The organism is Streptomyces sp. NPDC054956 (genome assembly GCF_053609185.1).
The window spans coordinates 26,660-47,139 of record NZ_JBSGXB010000001.1 but is presented as its reverse complement, the minus strand read 5'-3'; the positions used below and the strand labels follow the sequence as shown (position 1 = coordinate 47,139).

The window sequence follows — 20,480 nt, the reverse complement described above, 5'->3', positions numbered from 1 at the left end:
GCTCCCTACGACATGGCGGCTCGGCCGACCGCGCCCGCCGCGGTCCGGGCGGCAGGCGAAGCCGCAAGGTACTCGACCGCCCTGCGCAGCGAGCCCTCCTGCGAGGGATGGTACGACCGCCGCAGGTAGCGGGGTATGGCCATGCCGAGCTCTCTCCAGGTGGGCAGCAGACCCTTGGCCACGGCACGGTTGTGCTCGCGCAGCGAATAGCGCTGCCGGCCGGGCAGTTCGGGGTCGTTGCGCAGGAGGTACGAGGTCCCCCAGACCCACAGCCAGGCCAGCACCGGGGCCACGACGACCATGCCCTCGATCCGGCGCGCGTAGCGGGGCAGACCCGCGCCGCCGCAGTGCTGGTACATGTCGAAGGCGACGGAGCGGTGCTCCACCTCCTCCGCGCCGTGCCAGCGCAGCAGATCGAGCATGACCTCGTCCGCGCCGGCCCGGTCCAGCCCCTCGGCGTGCAGCACCCAGTCCCCGAGGACCGCCGTGAACTGCTCGATCGCGGCGATCAGGGAGAGCCGGAAGCGCAGCCACTCCTGGGCCGTGATCGGCGCCCCGAAGGGCGGGGTCTCCCCCAGCAGCCTCTCGAAGAGGAGGTCCACGTACTTCGTGTACGCCTCGGTGGGCAGCCGCTGTTCGGCGAGGTGTTCCAGGACGTAGGAGTGCTGCACGCTGTGCGTGGCCTCCTGGCCCATGAACCCCTTCACGTCCTTGCGCAGCACCGGATCGGTGACCAGCGGCAGGCCCTCCTTGAAGACCTTCACGAACCACCGCTCGCCGGCGGGCAGCAGCAGGTGCAGCACGTTGATGACGTGGGTGGCCGTGGGCTCGTCCGGTATCCAGTGCAGCGGGGTGGTCTTCCAGTCGAAGGCCACCCTGCGCGGCGCGATCGCGTACGCGCTCACAGCTTGGGCTCCAGCCTCGCCAGCCTGCGCAGGGTGCCCGGGGCGAACCGGGACATCCACAGGGCGCCCTTGGACTCGGGAGTCACCGGGACCACGGCCTGGTTCTTCACCACCGCGAGGAGGATCGCGTCGGCGACCTTCTCCGGCGGGAAGTTGCGCAGCCCGTACAGGCGGGAGGACTTCTGCTGGCGGCGCTTCTCCTCGGCCTCGTCCACCCCGGCGAAGCGGGAGGTGGCGGTGATGTTGGTGTTGACGATGCCGGGGCAGATCGCCGAGACCCCGATCGACTGCGAGGCCAGCTCCGCGCGCAGGCACTCGCTCAGCATCAGCACCGCCGCCTTGGAGGTGCTGTAGGCGGGCAGCGTCCTGGACGGCAGGTAGGCGGCGGCGGAGGCGGTGTTGACGATGTGCCCGCCCTGGCCGCGCTCGGCCATCTGCTTGCCGAAGATCCGCGAGCCGTGGATGACCCCCCACAGGTTGACGTCGAGGACCTTCTTCCAGTCCTCGGAGGTCGTCTCCAGGAACGGACCGGAAAGGCCGATCCCGGCGTTGTTGACCAGGACGTCGACGATCCCGTACTCGGCGGCGACCTTCGCGCCGAGCTTCTCCATCGCCTGCTCGTCGCTGACGTCCACGCACTCGCCCCACGCCTGCGGCGACCCGACGAGCCGGGCCATGTCGGCGGTGCGGGCCGCGCCCTCGGCGTCCCGGTCCACGCACACCACGCGGGCGCCGGCCTCGGCGAACGCGAAGGCGGTGGCCCGGCCGATGCCGCTGGCGGCGCCGGTGACCAGGACCAGCTGGCCGCCGAACCGGTCGGCGTACCTGCCCGGGGCCTTCTGCTCGGGCGCCCGTGTGGCCGGCTCCTCCCGGTCGGTGACGAACTCGGTGATCCACGCGGCCAGCTGGTCGGGCCGGGTCCGGGGCACCCAGTGCTTGGCCGGCAGGGTGCGCCGCACCAGGTCCGGGGCCCACAGCTCCAGCTCGTCGTAGAGCCGCTCGGACAGGAAGGCGTCCCCGGTCGGGGTGATCAGCTGGACCGGTGCGTGCGCGTACGCGTCGGCGCGCGGCCGGCGCAGCCGGGGCCGGATGTTGTCCCGGTAGAGCCAGGCGCCGTGCGCGGCGTCGGAGGGCAGCGAGGCCGTGGGGTAGTTCCCGGCCGGGACGTTCTCCAGCCGCTGGAGCATCTTCGGCCACCGCTTGCCGAGCGGTCCGCGCCAGGCGAGCTCCGGCAGCACGGGCGTGTGCAGCATGTACACGTACCAGGACTTGGCGCCCTGGTTCAGCAGCTGGGCCGCCCGGCGCGGGGTGGGCCGCGCCATCCGCTTCTTGATCCAGTGCCCGAAGTGGTCGAGCGAGGGCCCCGACATCGAGGTGAAGGAGGCGATGCGGCCCTCGGTGCGGGCCACCGTCGCGAACTCCCAGCCCTGCACGGAGCCCCAGTCGTGCCCGACCAGGTGGACCGGGCGGTCCGGGCTGACCGCGTCCGCGACCGCCAGGAAGTCGTCGGTCAGCTTCTCCAGGGTGAAGCCGCCGCGCAGCGGCTGCGGGGCAGTGGAGCGCCCGTGGCCGCGTACGTCGTAGAGCACGACGTGGAAGCGGGAGGCAAGGCGCTCTGCCACCTCCGACCAGACCTCCTTGCTGTCCGGGTACCCGTGCACCAGCACCACGGTCGGCCGCTGCGCGTCACCGAGCTCGACGACGCACAGCTCGACCCCGCCGGTGCTCACCCAGCGCTCGCGCGCGCCCGCCAGACCCGTGTCCGTCATCCCGCTCATGCCGCCTTCTCCTCAGCCCAGCGCCGCACGTGCGGCAGATCGTCGTCCAGCCAGAACGCGCTCTCCTCGGGGTCCCGGGAGTCGGTGACGACCAGGATCTCCTCGAACTTCGCGCCGGTGCCCCGGAAGCCCAGGTGCGGTTCCACCGCCCACAGGCCGGGCTGCGGCGGGTGGTCGGAGAAGTGGTACGGGCTCCAGAGCGGGGACCAGCCCTCGCGGTGGCCGTGCAGGGCGTCCGAGGCCAGCCCCTTCAGGGCCTGGGTGCCGAACCCGAACGCGGTCGGCGACCAGCGCCGCTCCTTGACCCGGTCTATCTTGTGCGCGATGACGCCGAAGGGGTAGGCCCGGTGCCGGTTCGCGTACCCCTGGGCGATCATCAGCCGCTCGACGTCCTCGTAGATGTCGCGCAGGGAACGGCGCTCGCGCACCTGGTCCAGGATCAGCGCGCGGTGCGCCTTCAGGTCGGACATGAGGCGGTCCTGCACCGGGTTGAGGCCGAGGCTGCCCGAGTACCCGATGTCGGCGGTGTAGCCCTTGTAGACCGGGGCCATGTCGAGGATGAACGGCATCCCCGGCTCCAGGGCCCGGTTCGTCGGGAAGAACTGCAGGGGGATCTTGAAGTTCGTGAAGGCGGTGCGGTCGCCGAACCACGCGAACGGCATGTGGAACCAGTCCCGCACCCCGCGCTCCCGCAGCCACTCGCGCTGCATCCGCGCGGCCTCGCGCTCGGTGACCCCGGGGCGCAGCTGCGCCGCGACGGCCTCCGCGCACTCGTAGGAGAGGCGCTGCACTTCCTTGAACCCGCGCAGTTCGGCGGAGAGTTCTGTGGTGCGTTGCTTGGTGTCCCCAGCCATGCCAGCCGTCCGTCCGTGTAGCCGTACGCGCCCGTAAGTTGACACTGATGAATGTGACAATGACCGGAGATCACGTCAAGGCCCGTGCACGGACCTGTGGACAAACTTGTCCGGTGCGCGTCAGCCTTGAGTCAGCCTTCCGTCCGGGTGCGTAGTCCTGAAGGCGGAGGAAGGATCGGGCTCCAGGTCTGACGATCGGGCCGTCCCGCGCCACTAACGTCGGTGACGTGACTGTCATCGCGACCGAAAGCCTGAGCAAGCGGTACCCCCGAGTGACCGCTCTCGACCGGCTCTCCCTGGACATCGGGCCCGGCGTAACCGGACTCGTGGGCGCCAACGGGGCCGGCAAGTCCACGCTGATCAAGATTCTGCTGGGACTCTCCCCCGCCACCGAGGGCACCGCCGCGGTGCTCGGACTCGACGTCGCCACGCACGGCAGCGCGATCCGCGAGCGCGTCGGCTACATGCCCGAACACGACTGCCTGCCCCCCGACGTCTCGGCCACCGAGTTCGTCGTGCACATGGCGCGCATGTCCGGGCTCCCGCCGACCGCGGCGCGTGAGCGCACCGCGGACACCCTGCGCCACGTGGGGCTGTACGAGGAGCGCTACCGGCCCATCGGCGGCTACTCCACCGGCATGAAGCAGCGCGTCAAACTGGCCCAGGCGCTGGTCCACGACCCGCAGCTGGTCCTCCTCGACGAGCCCACCAACGGACTCGACCCGGTCGGCCGCGACGAGATGCTGGGCCTGATCCGCCGCGTCTACACCGACTTCGGCATCTCGGTCCTGGTCACCTCCCACCTCCTCGGAGAGCTGGAGCGCACCTGCGACCACGTGGTGGTCGTCGACGGCGGCAAGCTGCTGCGCTCCAGCTCCACCAGCGACTTCACGCAGACCACCACGACCCTCGCGGTCGAGGTCACCGACTCCGACGCCCACCCGGACGGCACCGCCGCCCTGCGGGGAGCCCTCACCGCGGCGGGGGTCACGCTGCACGCGGGCGAGGAGGAGGGCCTGCCCGGGGCCGGCCACATCCTCCTCGTCGAGGCCACCGGCGAAGCCACGTACGACGTGGTCCGCGACACCGTGGCCGACCTCGGCCTCGGCCTGGTCCGCATGGAGCAGCGCCGCCACCACATCGCGGAGGTCTTCCGCGACAGCGACGCGACGGCCGCCCAGGCCTCGGCCCGGTCCGCCGCGTGGGCGGCCAACATGGCCGCCGCACAGTCCGCCACCCAGCAGAAGGGAGCCGGTTCCGATGGCGCCTGACACCTCGACCCAGATCCACAACATCGGCTACCGGTCCTACGACGGCCCCCGGCTCGGCCGCTCCTACGCCCGCAAGTCGCTGTTCGCGCAGTCCCTGCGCGGTGCCTACGGACTCGGCCGCTCGGCCAAGTCCAAGGTGCTGCCGATGCTGCTCTTCGCGGTCATGTGCGTTCCCGCGCTGATCCTCGTCGCGGTCGCCATCGCCGTGCCCGGCTCCACCGACCTGCCGATCAAGTACACGACGTACGCCCTGACCACCCAGGTGATCATCGGCCTCTACCTCGCGTCCCAGGCACCCCAGTCGGTCTCCCGGGACCTGCGCTTCAAGACGGTGCCGCTCTACTTCTCGCGCCCCATCGAGCGCGTGGACTACGTGGTGGCCAAGTTCGCGGCGATGGCCTCGGCCATGTTCATCCTCACCGCCACGCCGCTGCTGATCATGTACATCGGCTCGCTGCTCGCGAAGTTCGACTTCGGCGACCAGACCAAGGGATTCGGGCAGGGACTGGTGTCGGTACTGCTGCTTTCGCTGCTCTTCTCCGGCCTCGGCCTGGTCATGGCCGCGCTCACCCCGCGCCGCGGCTTCGGCGTCGCCGCGATCATCGGCGTGCTCGTGATCCCCTACGGCGCCGTGTCCGCCGTCCAGGGCATCGCCTACGGCACCGGCTCGACCGGAGTCGTCGAGTGGCTGGGGCTGTTCTCCCCGATCAGCCTCATCGACGGATTCCAGGCGGCCTTCCTCGGCGCCACCTCCGCCTTCCCCGGCCAGGAGGCCCCCTCGGCCGCCGCCGGTTCCGTCTACCTGCTCGTCATCCTCGGCCTGATCGCCGGCTCCTACGCCGCCCTGATGGCCCGCTACCGGAAGGCCGGGCTGTGACCATCATCGACATCGACCACACTTCCCGCTGGTTCGGGAACGTCGTCGCCGTCAACGACGTGACCATGCGCATCGGTCCCGGCGTCACCGGCCTGCTCGGCCCCAACGGCGCGGGCAAGTCCACCCTCATCAACATGATGGGCGGCTTCCTCGCCCCCTCCACGGGCAAGGTCACCCTCGACGGCACCCCGATCTGGCAGAACGAGCAGGTCTACAAGCAGATCGGCGTGGTGCCCGAGCGCGAGGCCATGTACGACTTCCTCACCGGCCGGGAGTTCGTCGTCGCCAACGCCGAACTGCACGGTCTCGGCGACGTGGACGCCCAGCGGGCCCTGGCCACGGTCGAGATGGAGTACGCGCAGGACCGCAAGATCTCCACGTACTCCAAGGGCATGCGCCAGCGCGTGAAGATGGCCTCCGCCCTCGTCCACGACCCGTCCGTGCTCCTGCTCGACGAGCCGTTCAACGGCATGGACCCGCGCCAGCGCATGCAGCTCATGGACCTGCTGCGGCGGATGGGCGACGACGGCCGCACCGTGCTGTTCTCCTCGCACATCCTGGAGGAGGTCGAGCAGCTCGCCTCCCACATCGAGGTGGTCGTCGCCGGCCGGCACGCCGCCTCCGGTGACTTCCGCAAGATCCGCCGCCTGATGACGGACCGCCCGCACCGCTACCTCGTCCGCTCCTCCGACGACCGGGTGCTCGCCGCGGCCCTGATCGCCGACCCGTCCACCGCCGGGATCGAGGTCGACCTGAAGGAAGGCGCCCTGCGCATCCAGGCCGTCGACTTCGGGCGCTTCACCCAGCTGCTGCCGCGGGTCGCCCGCGAGCACGGCATCCGGCTGCTGACGGTCTCGCCTTCCGACGAGTCCCTCGAGTCGGTCTTCTCCTACCTCGTCGCGGCCTGAAGGAGCTGGCACCCATGTACAACCCCACCGTTGCCCGGCTCACCTACCGGGCCCTCCTCGGCCGCCGCCGCGCGCTGATCCTCTTCGCGCTGCCCGCCCTGCTGATCCTCATCTCCGTCGCCGTCCGCGCCTTCACCGGCCTGGACGACAAGGTCGCCGCCGATCTCCTCGGCGGTTTCGCCCTGGCCACGATGGTCCCGCTGATCGGCGTCATCGCCGGCACCGGCGCCATCGGACCGGAGATCGACGACGGTTCGATCGTCTACCTGCTGTCCAAGCCGGTGAAGCGCCCGACGATCATCATGACCAAGCTGATCGTCGCGATCGCCGTCACGATGGTCTTCTCCGCGATCCCCACCCTGATCGCCGGCTTCATCCTCAACGGCAACGGCCAGCAGATCGCCGTCGCCTATACCGTCGCCGCCCTCATCGCCTCGGTCGCCTACAGCGCGCTGTTCCTGCTGCTGGGCACCGTCAGCCGGCACGCGGTCGTCTTCGGCCTGGTCTACGCGCTGATCTGGGAGTCGCTCTTCGGTAGCCTCGTCGACGGTGCCAAGACCCTCAGCGTCCAGCAGTGGGCGCTCGCCCTCGCGCAGAAGGTCGCCGGCGAGGGGTACGTCGACGCCACCGTCGGGCTGCCCACCGCGGTGATCCTGCTCATCACGGTCACCGTCGGCGCCACCGCCTACGCCGGGCAGAAGCTGCGCCGCCTGACCCTGGCGGGCGAGGAGTAGAGCCCCCGGCACCGGTACCGGCATCCGCACCGGATGTTTCACGTGAAACAGTGCCCCGCCCGGCCCACCGGCCAGGCGGGGCACAGGTTCGCGGGGCATCATCGGGGACATGATCGAGCACACCGAGCCCGAGCCGTCCAGGCCGATACGGTCCTGGATACGGTCCGCGCCCGGCACCCACATCTGGATGCTGATCATCGCCCTCACCAGCGTGGTGGTCGTGATCGTGCCCGATCACCTCGAACACGTCCTGCTCCACCGCAACAGCAGCAACATCCACGAGCTCGCCCGCCACCCCATACGGGCCCTGCTCAGCAGCGCGTTCTGGATCGAGAACCCGTCCTCGCTCCCCCTGTACGTCGTGCTCTTCGAGGTCTTCCACGCCAATGTCGAACGCTGGCTCGGCACCCTGCGCTGGCTCTTCATCGTCGCGACCGGCCACATCACCGCCACCCTGATCAGTCAGAAGGTGGTCCTGATGGCCATCCAGGACAACCGCGCCCCGCGCAGCATGGTCCACGTGGTCGACATCGGCGTGAGCTACGGCCTCGCCACCGCCATCGGGGTGCTGGCCTACCGTCTCCCCGGCCCCTGGCGCTGGTTCTACCTGGCCGGGGCCCTGGCGTTCTTCGGCATCCCGCTCGCCACCGGCGGCACCTTCACCGACCTCGGCCACGCCATCGCGCTCGCCGTCGGACTGCTCGCGTGGCCACTGACCCGCCATCGGAAATTGACTGGTACGAGGCGTGCGGCAGGGGCAGAGTGAGCGGTGCGGGGAGCAACAAGGAAGGTCCGGAACAGCCACTTCGAGCGCGCCTCGCGGCGCGGGCTGTTCCGGACCTTTTCCCGGGTTCCGTACGTGGTTACGCAGCGCCCAGCAGACGCTCCAGGACCACCGCGATGCCGTCCTGCTCGTTGGAGGTGGTCACCTCGTCCGCCACCGCCTTCAGCTCCGCGTGGGCGTTGGCCATCGCCACCCCGTGCGCGGCCCAGCCGAACATCGGGATGTCGTTGGGCATGTCGCCGAAGGCGATCGTCTCGGCCGCCTTCACACCCAGCCGGCGCGCGGCCAGCGAGAGCCCGGTGGCCTTGCTCAGCCCCAGCGGCAGTATCTCCACGACGCCCGGACCGGCCATGACCACGTCGACGAGGCTGCCCACGGTCTCCCGGGCCGCCTTGACGAGGGTGTCGTCGTCCAGCTCGGGGTGCTGGATGTAGAGCTTGTTCAGCGGAGCCGTCCACACGTCGGCGGTGTCCGCCAGGTAGAGCGCCGGAAGGCCGCCCTGCACCTGGTAGCCGGGGCCGAACAGCACCTCGCCGTCGACGCCGTCGCGGCTGGCGGCCAGAGCCAGCGGGCCCACCTCGGCCTCGATCCGCTCCAGCGCCAGCGCGGCCAGCTTCCGGTCGAGGGTCACCGAGGTCAGCAGCCGGTGCGCGCCGGCGTCGTAGACCTGAGCGCCCTGTCCGCAGACCGCGATGCCCTGGTAACCGAGGTCGTCCAGGATGTGCCGGGTCCACGGCACGGCACGGCCGGTGACGATGATGTGGGCCGCGCCCGCCGCGGTGGCCGCGACGAGCGCCTCACGGGTGCGTTCCGAGACGGTGTCGTCGCCACGCAGCAGGGTGCCGTCGAGGTCGGTCGCGACGAGCTTGTACGGGAACGGGGCCGTGCTCACTTGGTGATCGGCTCCAGGACTTCGCGGCCGCCCAGGTAGGGACGGAGCACCGGGGGCACCCGGACCGTTCCGTCGGCCTGCTGGTGGTTCTCCAGGATCGCGACGATCGTGCGCGGGACGGCGCACAGGGTGCCGTTCAGCGTGGACAGCGGCGCGGTCTTCTTGCCGTCGCGGTAGCGGACCGACAGGCGGCGGGCCTGGAAGCCGTCACAGTTCGAGGCGGAGGTCAGCTCGCGGTACTTGCCCTGGGTGGGGATCCACGCCTCGCAGTCGAACTTGCGCGAGGCGGAGGCGCCCAGGTCGCCGGTGGCGACGTCGATCACCTGGAAGGGCAGCTCCAGGCTGGTCAGCCACTGCTTCTCCCACTCCAGGAGCCGCTGGTGCTCGGCCTCGGCCTCCTCCGGCGCGACGTACGAGAACATCTCGACCTTGTCGAACTGGTGGACGCGGAAGATGCCGCGGGTGTCCTTGCCGTACGTGCCGGCCTCGCGGCGGAAGCAAGGGGAGAAGCCGGCGTACCGAAGCGGCAGCTTGTCCACGTCGATGATCTCGTCCATGTGGTACGCGGCGAGCGGGACCTCGGAGGTGCCGACCAGGTAGAGGTCGTCGCCCTCCAGGTGGTACACGTTCTCCGCGGCCTGGCCGAGGAAGCCGGTGCCCTCCATGGCGCGCGGGCGGACCAGCGCCGGGGTGAGCATCGGGACGAAGCCGGCCTCGGTGGCCTGGGCGATGGCCGCGTTGACGAGCGCGAGCTCCAGCAGGGCGCCGACGCCGGTGAGGTAGTAGAAGCGCGAGCCGGACACCTTGGCGCCGCGCTCGACGTCGATGGCGCCGAGGGACTCGCCGAGCTCCAGGTGGTCCTTGGGCTCGAAGCCCTCGGCGGCGAAGTCGCGGATGGTGCCGTGCGTCTCGAGGACGGTGAAGTCCTCCTCGCCGCCGACGGGGACGTCGGTGTGGACGATGTTGCCGAGCTGCAGGAGCAGCTGCTTGGCGGCTTCGTCCGCCTCGTTCTGTTCGGCCTCGGCCGCCTTGACGTCCTGCTTGAGCTGGTCGGCCTCCTTCAGCAGCTCCGCCCGCTCCTCCGGAGAGGCCTTGGGGATGAGCTTGCCGAGCGACCTCTGCTTGTTGCGGAGTTCGTCGAATCGCATGCCGGAGGACCTGCGGCGCTCGTCGGCGGAGAGCAGGGCGTCGACGAGGGCGACGTCCTCTCCACGGGCGCGCTGCGAGGCGCGGACACGGTCAGGGTCTTCACGGAGCAGCCGGAGGTCAATCACCCCTCCAGGCTACCGGGCCGGGCTTCCTGGGATCACACCGATATCACGCTGCGTGTCGCTATGTCCCAATTGCCGTGAATGGAAAACTTCTGCACGGTGACCGGAAGTGGCGGTTCCCCCGGAGTCGATAAAACCGGTCCCATTCCCCGAAAAGGGGCACGGCGGCCGCGGCCGGGCCGCCCCTGAGCAGGGCCGGAGGGCGTTCCTTGTCCACAGGGATTTCCCCCGGGACCGGCTTATCCACAGGCTGTGCGCCGCATCTGTGGACACAGGAATAGATCAATCCCGAGCGTGGAGCGGGCGGGCCCAATCAGGGTTCAAACCACCCTCACACACTCATTCGGGTGGGAATGGCTCGCCCCAAAGAGTTGATCGACGATGCGGGGGTGACGCCGTTCACCTCTCGCTCCCCAGCGCGAAACCTGTGCCACCCGACCGATTTGTCGACCTTGTCATGCTGCTCTGTCGACTTGTCCCCAGGTTCACATCTCTTCCTGTGGATAACTCTGTGGACAGTGGGTGGAGCGCTACGGGCGCCCGTCGAGGCAGCGGGTCAGCCAGTCCGAGGCCGCCGTGAAATCGCCGTCCGAGGTGCCGGGCCGGGCCCCCTGGACGTCACCCTGAGCGACACCGGCGCGCGGATAGGAGCCGAGGAAGCGGATCTGGGGGCAGGTGCGCTTGAGGCCCATGAGCGCCTCGCCCACGCGGCGGTCGGAGATGTGCCCCTCGGCGTCCACGGCGAAGCAGTAGTTGCCGATCCCCTCGCCCGTCGGCCGGGACTGGATCAGCATCAGGTTCACCCCGCGCACGGCGAACTCCTGGAGGAGCTCCAGCAGGGCACCGGGCCGGTCGTCGCCGAGCCACAGCACCACGGAGGTCTTGTCGGCGCCGGTCGGCGCGGCCGGCCGGGCAGGACGGCCGACGAGCACGAACCGCGTCTCCGCGTTCTGCGCGTCGTGGATCTCGGTGACCAGCGGCACCAGCCCGTAGGTGGCGGCCGCGAACTCGCCCGCGAAGGCGGCGTCGAACCGGCCCTCCTGGACCAGGCGGGCCCCGTCGGCGTTGGAGGCGGCCGACTCCCACACCGCGTCCGGCAGGTTGGCCCGCAGCCAGTTGCGCACCTGCGGCTGCGCGACCGGGTGCCCGGTGACGGTCTTGACGTCCGACAGCTTGGTGCCCGGCCGCACCAGCAGCGCGAACGCGATCGGGAGCAGCACCTCGCGGTAGATCATCAGCGGCACGCCGGAAGCCAGCTCGTCCAGGGTCGAGGTGACCCCGCCCTCCACCGAGTTCTCGATCGGGACCAGCGCCGCCGCGGCCTCGCCGTTGCGCACGGCGTCCAGGGCGGCCGGGACCGAGACCATCGGGACGAGCTCCCGGGTCGCGGCTTCGGGCAGTGTGCGAAGGGCGGCTTCGGTGAACGTGCCCTCGGGACCGAGATAGGTGAAGCGGGTGGCCGACATGCGATCAGCCTAATGCCGGGGCCCGGACGCGACCTGGGCTGTTCATCCCTCGAGCAGCCGCTGCCCCACGTACTCCCCGGCGCGCGCGCCGGGCGGCACCGCGTACAGGCCGCTGGACTCGTGCCGGATGAACTCCGACAGCGCGTCGCCGCGGTCGAGCTTGCGCTGGACGGGGACGAAACCGCGTGCCGGATCGGCCTGCCAGCAGATGAAGAGCAGCCCCGCGTCCGGGGTCCCGTCGGCGGAGATCCCGTCGTGGAAGGAGAACGGGCGCCGCAGCATGGCCGCGCCGCCGTTCTGCGCGGGCGCCGAGATCCGGGCGTGGGCGTTGGCGGGGATGACCGTCCTGCCGTCGGCGCCGATCTTGGTGAGGTCCATGGCGGTGGTCTCGTCGCCGCCGGTCAGCGGGGCGCCGGTGGCCTTCGTACGGCCGATGACCTGCTCCTGCTGGGCGAGCGACTGCTGGTCCCAGGAGTCGAGGAGCATACGGATGCGGCGTACGACCGCGTACGAGCCCCCGGCCATCCACGCGTGCTCGGCCGGCCCGGTGCCCTGGACGAAGATCCGCTTGTCGAAGTCGGCCTCGGAGGGCTTCGGGTTGTTGGTGCCGTCGACCTGCCCCATGAGGTTGCGGGCGGTCATGGGCGTGGCGGTGGCGCCGGGAGACCGGTTGAAGCCGTTCATCTGCCAGCGGAGGCGGGCCGCCTGTCCGGCGTCCTTCTGCAGGGCGCGCAGCGCGTGGAAGGCGACCAGCGCATCGTCGGCGCCGATCTGCACCCACAGGTCCCCGTTGCTGCGCTGGGGGTCGAGCCGGTCGGAGGAGAAGTCCGGCAGCGGGTCGAGGGCGGCGGGACGCCGGGCCGTCAGCCCCGTGCGTTCGAAGAAGGAGTGGCCGAAGCCGAAGGTGACGGTGAGGGAGGAGGGGCCGGAGTCGAGGGCGATCCCGCTGTCGGCGACCGGGGCGCTCTCCCCCGCCGTCAGCCGCCGGGCGGTGTCGGACCAGCGGCGCATCAGGGCGGCGGCCTCGGTACGGCCGGCGCCGGGCGCCAGGTCGAAGGCGAGGACGTGCCCCTTGGCCTGGAGGGGGGTGGTGATGCCGGCCTGGTGCTCCCCTTCGAAGGCGACCCGGGTGGCGCCGACGGACGTCAGCGCGCCCGGGGCGGCACCGGATCCGCTCGTCCCCGATCCGGACACCGCGGAGTGCACGAGGGCTCCGCCGGTGGCGCCGAGGGCGAGCCCGGCGGCCCCCGCGGCGCCGACGGTGCCCAGCAGGCGCCGGCGGGAGATCTCGACGTCGGGGCTGCCCTGGGCGCTCTCGGTGGTCTCGCTGCTGTTCTGGGTCACGCTGGTCAGCCGATCTTGACGTTCTTCTGGACGGTCGTCTGGTCGATGTCGGAGGTACGGACGGTCACGTCGATCTGCCAGTCGCCGGGCAGCGGCAGCTGGACGCCCGACGCGGACCAGTGCCCGGGAGTCAGGCGCTCGGGCACGACCGGCAGCGGGCCGATGGCCTTGTCCGTGAGGGTGAAGGCCACCCTGAGCTCGGGGAGGTCGAGCGGCTTGCCCTCGGGGGTCTCGGCCCACACGTGGAGGGTGTTCGCCCCGACCCGGCCCGGGTCCAGCTGGAGGCGCACCGAGCCCTTGCCGTCCTTGCTGCCGGTGTCGAACGGCAGCGTGATCTTGACCGCGCGGTCCGGAACGGCGGTGGCGTTGGAACCCCGGCCGGTCTCCAGCTCCGCCGCGCGGCCGGGCTCCGTACTGGTGAGGACGGTGGTGACGGCCAGCAGGACCACGGCGACACCCGCCTCGGCGAGCACGGACCGGCGCAGGCCCGCGCGGTCCGGGTCCGCGTCGCGCACCCGCTTCTCCCGGGCGGTTTCCCGGGCGGCCTTCTGCCGGGCGAGCTGGGCGGCGCGCCGGGGGTCCGCGGGGACCGCTCCGGCCGATGTTTCACGTGAAACATCCACGGATGCCCCGACGGAAACCTCGCCGGCCGAGGCAGAGGCAGAAGCCGTCTCCGTGTCCGTCCCGGCGAGCCGCGAGGTCCACTTCCGGGAGGCGTAGGCGACGGCGACGAGCACACCGACGAGGCCGATCTTGACGAGCAGCAGCCGGCCGTAGTCGGTTCCCGTGAGGGCGGACCAGCTGCCGACCTGACGCCAGGACTGGTAGGCGCCGGTGGCGGCCAGGACGAGGACGCTCGTGAAGGCCACGGTGGAGAACCGGCGGATGGCCCCGCGCTCGATCCCGGGGACCTTGTAGAGGGCGATGAGCAGGGCGGTGAGCCCGCCGAGCCAGGTGGCGACGGCCAGCAGGTGCAGGATGTCGACGGGCATGGCGAGGGCCGGCTGGACACCGGTGGAGGCGTGCTCGGACAGCGCCCACGTGGCGGCGATGCCCGCGGCGACGACCGTCCCGCCGATCCCGAGGCCGAAGACGAGGTCGCTCTCGTCCCTGGCGTCCTTGCTCTCGGCGTCCTTGCTGTCGGCGTCCTCGCCCCCGGTGGACGCGGAGTCCTCCGAGGCCTTGCCCCGGGCGTCCGCGTCCTCGACGGCCCCCGCGTCCCCGCCGCTCCGGTGGCGCCGCGCGTAGGAGCCGAACAGCACGGTGATGAACAGCGCGGCGGCGCCGAGGAGGAGCAGCCGCGAGACGAGCGCGGCGCCGGACTTGGTCTCCAGTACGGCCTTCAGCCCGGCGAGGTCGAAGGCGTCGGAGAAGTTCCCGGACCCCGTGTAGGGGTTGCGGAGCATCAGCATCGCGAGGGTGGCCACGGTGAGCGTGACCCAGGCCCGTACGACCAGCTTCTGCATCGGCCGCTCGGCGGCGCCCCGGCGCCAGCACAGGAGGATGAAGGCGGCCGAGCCGACGAGCACGGCGAACCCGGCGTAGGCGGCGTAGCGCGCGACCCCGTAGGCGATGGCGACGGGTCCGTCGCCCGGCGCCCGTGAGGGCAGCGTGACGGAGGTCGCCGAGGGGGCGCCGATGGAGAAGGTGAAGGCGCCGGCGATCGGGTGGCTGTCGGCGGATATGGCCTGCCAGGCGACCGTGTAGGTGCCTTCCGGCTGGCCCGGGCGCAGGGCGGTGCCGTAGCGGATGGTGTTCCCGCTGCAGAGGTCGCGCAGTTCGCCGGTGTCGACGCGCCTGCCCTGCGGGTCGAGGACGCGGATGGAGTCGCCGTTCATGGCGACCCCTTCGGAGAACGAGAGGGTGATCTGGGCGGGTGCCGTGGCGACCACCGCCCCGTCCTGCGGGTCGCTCGCGGTGAGTGCGGCGTGCGCCGAGGCCGGAGCGGCCGCGGCGAAGAAGGCTGCCAGCAGGGCCGCGAGGACCAGCGTGAGCCGCGGCAGGAGTGCCGTGGCGCGTACGCGGGCCGCGGATGGGGTCGGGGCGGTGGCCGTCATGGCGTGTCAGTCCCTCGGTCCGTCAGTGGGCGGTGCCATCGGTGGGCGTGGAAGAAGGTGCCTTGTACGTCCGCTCCTTGACGTCCAGCTCGACCTTGACGGGCGCGGACTTCTCGAAGCGCAGTTCGACGGTGACCTTGTCGCCGACCTTGGGGGTGCTCTTGAGCCCCATGAACATGACGTGGCTGCCGCCGCGTTCCAGCTTGAGCTCACCGTTCGCGGGCACGTCCAGGGACTGGACCTGCTGCATCTTCTGGTCCTTGGTCTCGTGGATCTGCAGATCGTCGGAGAGCGAGCTGGTGACGCCGGTCAGCTTGTCGGCGGTCTTGGAACCGTTCTTGATGACCAGGAACGCGCCGGCCATCTTGTCGTTGACGGGCTCCGGCATGTAGCCGCCGCTGACCGTCAGCTCGGGCTTGGCGTCGGCGCCGACGGCAGCGGCGGAGGCCGTCTTGGAGTCCTTGGCGTCCGAGGAGCAGCCGGATATGGCGAGCGCGGCCGTCAGGGAGAGGGCGGCGGCGATGGTGCGGGTGGTGCGGGCGTTCACGGGTTCTCTCCCTTGACGATCTTCGGCAGGTCCTTGGTGTAGTCATCGACGGTGGCGGCCTCCCCGTAGAGGAGGTACCCCTCGTCCGTCTTGGGCGAGAACGCGATGACCTGGGCGCCGTGCATGGAGACGACTTTGCCGTCGGCTCCCGTCGTGGCGGCCTCGATGCCGATGCCGAGGGTGCGTGCGGCGGCCTGGATGGTGGCGAAGTTCCCGGTCAGTCCGGTGAACGCCGGGTCCTGGGCCTTGAGCCACGCGCCGAGTGATTCGGGAGTGTCCCGTTCGGGGTCGGTGGTGATGAAGACGACCTGGAGCTTGTCCTGGTCGGCCTTGGGAAGTGCCTTCTTGGCGACGGCGATGTTGCTCATCGTCAGGGGGCACACGTCGGGGCAGTTGGTGTAGCCGAAGTAGATGAGCGTCGGCTTGCCCTTGGTCTGCTCGCGGAGGTTCCACGGCTTGCCGGTGGTGTCCGTGAGGACGAGGTCCGGCTTGTCGAAGGGCCGGTCGAGCAGGGTCGCGGCGCCGGCCTTCGCCTGGCCGCCGGTGATCTGGGTGACGTTGCCGGGCTTGGCCGGCTCGTTGCCGCAGGCCGTGAGGGTGAGGGCGGCCGCCGCCACGAGGGCGGCGACCGTCACACGTGTGGTGCGCATGGGGATGTCCCTGAGATCGGGGGTGGTACGGATGGATCGGCGCATGCCGGGCGGCCGTCGGTGCCGGCCGGGCGCGCGGGATCGGTCGGTCGGGAGGTGCGGCAGGTCAGGAGGTGCGGCGGCGCGAGGCGACGCCGAAGGCCACGCCACCGAGGCCGACGACGATGCCGGCGACGCCGAGGGCCCGCGCGGCCGTGTCGGAGCCGCTCTTGGCGGCGGCCTCGGCGTGGTCCTCGTGGCCGGCACCGGCGGTCTTCGCGGCGTCCGCCTTGGCGTCGTCGTGGTGGTCGCCGGACGCCGGTGCGGCGATCAGCTTCAGCACGGGCGCCGGGTTCTGCGGCTCGGCGGCGCCGTCCTTGGGCTCTTCGATCCAGCGGACGACCTCGCCGTTGTCGTACGTCTGGATCGCCTTGAAGACCATCTTGTCGACGTTGTCGGGCAGCTTGCCGACGGACAGCGGGAACTGCTGGAAGTGCCCGGGCTCGATCTTGCCGCCGGACCAGGTCACCTTGGTGACGGCCTCGTTGATCTGCTTGCCGTGCACGGTGAGCGGCTTGTCGAGCTTGCTCTTCTCCACCTTCACGGTCCAGCCGGGAACGTCCTGCGGCATGACGGAGGAAAGCGGCTGGTCGGCCGGGAAGTTGACCTCGAGCTGGCTGGTCGAGGCGGCGTCGCGCTCGTTGGGGACCTTGAAGTTGATCGTCGCGTAGCCACCCTTGGTGGCCTCGCCGGGCTGTACGCCGACGTGCGCGGAGGCGGTGCCGGAGAGGACGAGGACGGAACCGGCGGCGAGGGCGGCGGCGAAGGAGACGCGAGAGGTCTTCATGGCAGAAACACTCCACGGAAGCTGTGGTGACGGTGGCTCCGCGTGCGGCGCGCGCGGAGTTCCGCGGCACCTGCGCTCCCGTCGAATGTCCCGGGGAGGGGGTGCCGCGTCAGGCTGCGAGGGCGAGCGCCGAGGGCGGCCCGCGCCTGATCACGGTGTGCTGGAGGGAGTCCCGGCCGGTGGAGGCGGCGGGGCCGGCGGCGGCCCGGGCCGACCGCGGAGCGCGGGCCGGCGTGCCCGGAAGCCCGGCGCCCAGGGCCCGTACGTAGGCCAGCGCGGCACGCAGCGGGCGCACCGGGCCGGCTTCGGCGGAGAGCCTGGACAGTTCGACGAGGCGGAACAGCGCGGCGTCCCCGCGCCCGAGCAGCCAGCCGGCGGCGAGCGCGGCCAGCAGGTGTCCGAGCAGCATGGCCGGGCTGAACAGTCCGACCACGCCCGCGGCCGGCTCCACGAGGCCCTGCCCCAGGTGAGCGTGGCCCAGGTGGCCCTGCGCCTCGGCCTGTGCGGCCAGGACGGCCGGGTCCAGTCCGGCGCTCTCCAGGATGCGGCGGGCCTCCGCCGGGGCGATCGGGACCGAGTTGCCCCCGCACACCAGCTGGGCGGCGAGCGCCGCGAGCGAGGTGTCCGAGGAGGCGGCGCCGCCCGCCGGGGCCGCGGCACCGTGCTGGCCGAGGCCGAACACGGTGTGCAGCGCGAGCTGACCGCCCGCCAGTCCGGCGGCGATGCCGGGCAGGGAGCGGCGGCGGCCCGCGAGCGGGGCGGCGACGGCGAAGACGGCGAGGAAGCCCGCGCAGAGCGACCACCAGGGGACCGGCGCGCAGGATGCCAGGGCGTGCCCGGCCGCGGACAGCACGACACAGACCGCGGTGAACACCGCGGCCCGGATCAGCCTGAGGCCGGGTCCGGCCTGCGTCGCGTGGGGGGCAGTCATGGCCGGGCCATCATCGCACTGGGCTTAGGCGGGTCATACGGCAGGTGCGCCGGATACTTTGCGTTCCCGCGCACGGAGGCGGCGGCCGGAGCGCCTCCGGAGCACGTCCGGAGCACGTCCGGAGCCCGGACTTCCCCTCGCACACCGGTCGCGCGTCAGTCCGTACGGGCCCGCCCACCACCGCCCATACCGCCGCATACACCGCCGCCCGGGAGCGCCGCATCGGCCGAACGGGGGCTCTGTCGGTCCTCGGGGGCTTACGCCGCGTCCAGGGCGGCAATAGGTAACCGTATGAGCATCTGGTGGTCTCTCCACTTGAGGCGCGAAGCAGCGAGCGTGCCCCTCGCCAGGCGGCTGCTGCTGGGGACGATGGAGACCGCGGGGGTGGACCCGGACATCTCCTTCGACCTGTCGGTGGCGCTGAGCGAGGCCTGCGCGAACGCCGTGGAGCACGGTGGCCGCGAAGCCGCCCCGCGCGCGGGCGACCCGGACGGGACCGGGGCGTACCACGTCACGGCCTACCTGGACGGGGACCGCTGCCGCATCGAGGTGAGCGATTCGGGTCCCGGTTTCCCGGCCGCGACGGTGGCCCGCCGCAGACCCTCCCTGGCCGAGCACGGCCGGGGCCTGCACCTGATCGCGGAACTCGCCGACCACGTCCGCTTCCGCAACCGGCCGGGCCGGGGAGCCGTGGTGAGCTTCGACAAGATGCTGAAGTGGCGTGACGACGCGCTGCTGAAGGTGTCCTAGACGCGCCGATGGGCGGCACCCCGCAGGGGGTGCCGCCCATCGCCGTGCGTATGACGGATCAGCCCTTGAGGCGGGCCATCCACGCCTCGACGTCGTCGGAGGTGCGGGGCAGCCCGTCCGACAGGTTCCGGTTGCCGTCCTCGGTGACGAGGATGTCGTCCTCGATGCGGACGCCGATGCCGCGGTACTCCTCGGGCACGGTCAGGTCGTCGGCCTGGAAGTACAGACCGGGCTCGACCGTCAGGCACATGCCCGGCTCCAGCGTCCCGTCCACGTACGCCTCGGTGCGCGCGGCGGCGCAGTCGTGGACGTCCATGCCGAGCATGTGGCCGGTGCCGTGCAGGGTCCAGCGACGCTGCAGGCCGAGCTCCAGGACGCGCTCGACCGGGCCCTCCAGCAGACCCCACTCGACGAGCTTCTCGGCGAGCACGTGCTGGGAGGCGTCGTGGAAGTCGCGGAACTTCGCGCCCGGCTTGACGGCGGCGATGCCGGCTTCCTGGGACTCGTACACCGCGTCGTAGATCTTGCGCTGGATGTCGGTGTACGTGCCGCTGATCGGCAGCGTGCGCGTGACGTCGGCGGTGTAGAGGGAGTGGGTCTCCACACCGGCGTCGAGCAGCAGCAGGTCCCCGGAGCGGACGTCGCCGTCGTTGCGCACCCAGTGCAGGGTGCAGGCGTGCGGGCCGGCGGCGCAGATGGAGCCGTAGCCGACGTCGTTGCCCTCGACGCGGGCGCGCAGGAAGAAGGTGCCCTCGATGTAGCGCTCGGAGGTGGCCTCGGCCTTGTCGAGCACCTTCACGACGTCCTCGAAGCCGCGGACGGTGGAGTCGACGGCCTTCTGCAGCTCGCCGATCTCGAACGCGTCCTTCACGGCGCGGGCCTCGGAGAGGTAGACGCGCAGCTCCTCGTCGCGCTCCTTGGTGACCTTGTCGGTCAGGGCCGCTTCGATGACGGAGTCGTGGCCGCGCACGTTGCGGACCGGGCCCTCGGCCTCGGTCAGCTCCTCGGCGAGCTTGCGCACGTCCTTGGCGGGGAGGCCCAGCAGTTGCTCGGCCTCGGTGAGGGAGTGGCGGCGGCCGACCCACAGCTCGCCGCTGCCCGACAGCCAGAACTCGCCGTTCTCGCGGTCGGAGCGGGGCAGCAGGTAGACGGTCGCGGTGTGGCCGGTCTCCCCCGTGGGCTCCAGGACCAGGACGCCGTTCTCGGTCTGGTCACCGGTCAGGTACGCGTACTCGGTCGAGGCACGGAAGGGGTACTCCGTGTCGTTCGAGCGGGTCTTCAGCCGCCCCGCGGGGACGACGAGGCGCTCGCCGGGGAAGCGCGCGGACAGCGCGGAGCGGCGGGCGGCGGTGTGCGCGGCCTGGGCGATCGGCTCCAGTCCGCGCAGCTCGGTGTCGGCCCAGCCGGTGCGCATGCTCTCGGCGAGTTCCTCGCTGACGCCCGGGTACAGCCCGTTCTTGCGCTGCTTGTGCTTCTTCTGGGGCTGCTCTTCTTCCGGGGTCTCCGGGGTGAGCTCGTCAGCCACGTCTTCTCCTCAGTACGACGGACACGGACCGGGTATGGACCTCATCCATCGTATGTGTGAGCGGACGGCACCCGGCAGGTCATGTGACAAATCAGCTAAACCGGGTCACT

The 20,480-nt window shown here is 71.3% G+C and carries 19 protein-coding genes; 6 read left to right on the top strand and 13 right to left on the bottom strand.

Going from position 1 to position 20,480, the window contains the following annotated elements; translation table 11 throughout:
* Positions 1-5: 5 nt before the first annotated feature.
* From ACWGDE_RS00230 to ACWGDE_RS00220, 3 genes are read right to left on the bottom strand one after another with little or no spacing between them, the layout of a single operon-like run.
* On the bottom strand, positions 6-905 hold the full coding sequence (locus tag ACWGDE_RS00230; protein ID WP_453386679.1) for a metal-dependent hydrolase: 900 nt from the start codon (positions 903-905) through the stop codon (positions 6-8).
* A complete protein-coding gene (locus ACWGDE_RS00225; protein WP_453386716.1) occupies positions 902-2,674 on the bottom strand; it encodes an SDR family oxidoreductase in 1,773 nt (590 codons plus the stop codon). The genes ACWGDE_RS00230 and ACWGDE_RS00225 overlap by 4 nt, the downstream gene beginning before the upstream one ends.
* A gap of 5 nt (positions 2,675-2,679) precedes the next feature.
* The gene (locus ACWGDE_RS00220) at positions 2,680-3,537 is read right to left on the bottom strand and encodes a M24 family metallopeptidase (protein ID WP_453386678.1); all 858 of its coding nucleotides are present in this window, start codon (positions 3,535-3,537) and stop codon (positions 2,680-2,682) included.
* 227 nt (positions 3,538-3,764) lie between these two features.
* Between ACWGDE_RS00220 and ACWGDE_RS00215 the strand changes: the two genes are divergently transcribed.
* From ACWGDE_RS00215 to ACWGDE_RS00195, 5 genes are all read left to right on the top strand, one after another.
* Complete coding sequence (locus ACWGDE_RS00215; RefSeq protein WP_453386677.1) at positions 3,765-4,808, top strand: ABC transporter ATP-binding protein; 1,044 nt, start codon at positions 3,765-3,767, stop codon at positions 4,806-4,808.
* Positions 4,798-5,685, top strand: coding sequence for an ABC transporter permease subunit (locus ACWGDE_RS00210; RefSeq protein WP_453386676.1), 888 nt, complete (start codon positions 4,798-4,800; stop codon positions 5,683-5,685). Before ACWGDE_RS00215 ends, ACWGDE_RS00210 begins: the two co-directional genes overlap by 11 nt.
* Positions 5,682-6,593, top strand: a complete 912-nt coding sequence (locus tag ACWGDE_RS00205; RefSeq protein ID WP_453386675.1) for an ABC transporter ATP-binding protein — start codon at positions 5,682-5,684, stop codon at positions 6,591-6,593. The genes ACWGDE_RS00210 and ACWGDE_RS00205 overlap by 4 nt, the downstream gene beginning before the upstream one ends.
* A gap of 14 nt (positions 6,594-6,607) precedes the next feature.
* On the top strand, positions 6,608-7,327 hold the full coding sequence (locus ACWGDE_RS00200; protein ID WP_453386674.1) for an ABC transporter permease: 720 nt from the start codon (positions 6,608-6,610) through the stop codon (positions 7,325-7,327).
* Positions 7,328-7,436: 109 nt separating this feature from the next.
* Complete coding sequence (locus ACWGDE_RS00195) at positions 7,437-8,093, top strand: rhomboid-like protein (protein WP_453386673.1); 657 nt, start codon at positions 7,437-7,439, stop codon at positions 8,091-8,093.
* Positions 8,094-8,190: 97 nt separating this feature from the next.
* On the opposite strand, the gene ACWGDE_RS00190 is transcribed toward ACWGDE_RS00195, so the two are convergent.
* The 9 genes from ACWGDE_RS00190 to ACWGDE_RS00150 form a co-directional block, all read right to left on the bottom strand.
* The gene (locus ACWGDE_RS00190) at positions 8,191-9,003 is read right to left on the bottom strand and encodes an HAD family hydrolase (protein ID WP_453386672.1); all 813 of its coding nucleotides are present in this window, start codon (positions 9,001-9,003) and stop codon (positions 8,191-8,193) included.
* A complete protein-coding gene (gene serS / locus ACWGDE_RS00185) occupies positions 9,000-10,277 on the bottom strand; it encodes a serine--tRNA ligase (RefSeq protein WP_453386671.1) in 1,278 nt (425 codons plus the stop codon). Before serS ends, ACWGDE_RS00190 begins: the two co-directional genes overlap by 4 nt.
* Before the next feature lie 527 nt (positions 10,278-10,804).
* Complete coding sequence (pheA, locus tag ACWGDE_RS00180; RefSeq protein ID WP_453386670.1) at positions 10,805-11,740, bottom strand: prephenate dehydratase; 936 nt, start codon at positions 11,738-11,740, stop codon at positions 10,805-10,807.
* Positions 11,741-11,782: 42 nt separating this feature from the next.
* The gene (gene efeB / locus ACWGDE_RS00175; protein ID WP_453386669.1) at positions 11,783-13,084 is read right to left on the bottom strand and encodes an iron uptake transporter deferrochelatase/peroxidase subunit; all 1,302 of its coding nucleotides are present in this window, start codon (positions 13,082-13,084) and stop codon (positions 11,783-11,785) included.
* Positions 13,085-13,089: 5 nt separating this feature from the next.
* Positions 13,090-15,141: a copper resistance CopC/CopD family protein gene (locus ACWGDE_RS00170; RefSeq protein ID WP_453386668.1), complete on the bottom strand. Its 2,052-nt coding sequence runs from the start codon at positions 15,139-15,141 to the stop codon at positions 13,090-13,092.
* Positions 15,142-15,163: 22 nt separating this feature from the next.
* Positions 15,164-15,688 carry a copper chaperone PCu(A)C gene (locus tag ACWGDE_RS00165; protein ID WP_453386667.1) on the bottom strand — a complete coding sequence of 175 codons (525 nt, stop codon included), beginning with the start codon at positions 15,686-15,688 and terminating at the stop codon, positions 15,164-15,166.
* The gene (locus ACWGDE_RS00160) at positions 15,685-16,338 is read right to left on the bottom strand and encodes an SCO family protein (protein WP_453386666.1); all 654 of its coding nucleotides are present in this window, start codon (positions 16,336-16,338) and stop codon (positions 15,685-15,687) included. The genes ACWGDE_RS00165 and ACWGDE_RS00160 overlap by 4 nt, the downstream gene beginning before the upstream one ends.
* Before the next feature lie 106 nt (positions 16,339-16,444).
* A complete protein-coding gene (locus ACWGDE_RS00155; protein ID WP_453386665.1) occupies positions 16,445-17,164 on the bottom strand; it encodes a YcnI family copper-binding membrane protein in 720 nt (239 codons plus the stop codon).
* A 109-nt stretch (positions 17,165-17,273) separates the two neighbouring features.
* On the bottom strand, positions 17,274-18,095 hold the full coding sequence (locus ACWGDE_RS00150; RefSeq protein ID WP_453386664.1) for a hypothetical protein: 822 nt from the start codon (positions 18,093-18,095) through the stop codon (positions 17,274-17,276).
* Between the two features lie 291 nt (positions 18,096-18,386).
* On the opposite strand from ACWGDE_RS00150, the gene ACWGDE_RS00145 reads away from it, so the two are divergent.
* Positions 18,387-18,845, top strand: coding sequence for an ATP-binding protein (locus ACWGDE_RS00145; RefSeq protein WP_453386663.1), 459 nt, complete (start codon positions 18,387-18,389; stop codon positions 18,843-18,845).
* A 58-nt stretch (positions 18,846-18,903) separates the two neighbouring features.
* Here ACWGDE_RS00145 and ACWGDE_RS00140 read toward each other — a convergent pair whose 3' ends face one another.
* Positions 18,904-20,370, bottom strand: coding sequence for an aminopeptidase P family protein (locus ACWGDE_RS00140; RefSeq protein WP_453386662.1), 1,467 nt, complete (start codon positions 20,368-20,370; stop codon positions 18,904-18,906).
* Positions 20,371-20,480 lie beyond the last annotated feature (110 nt).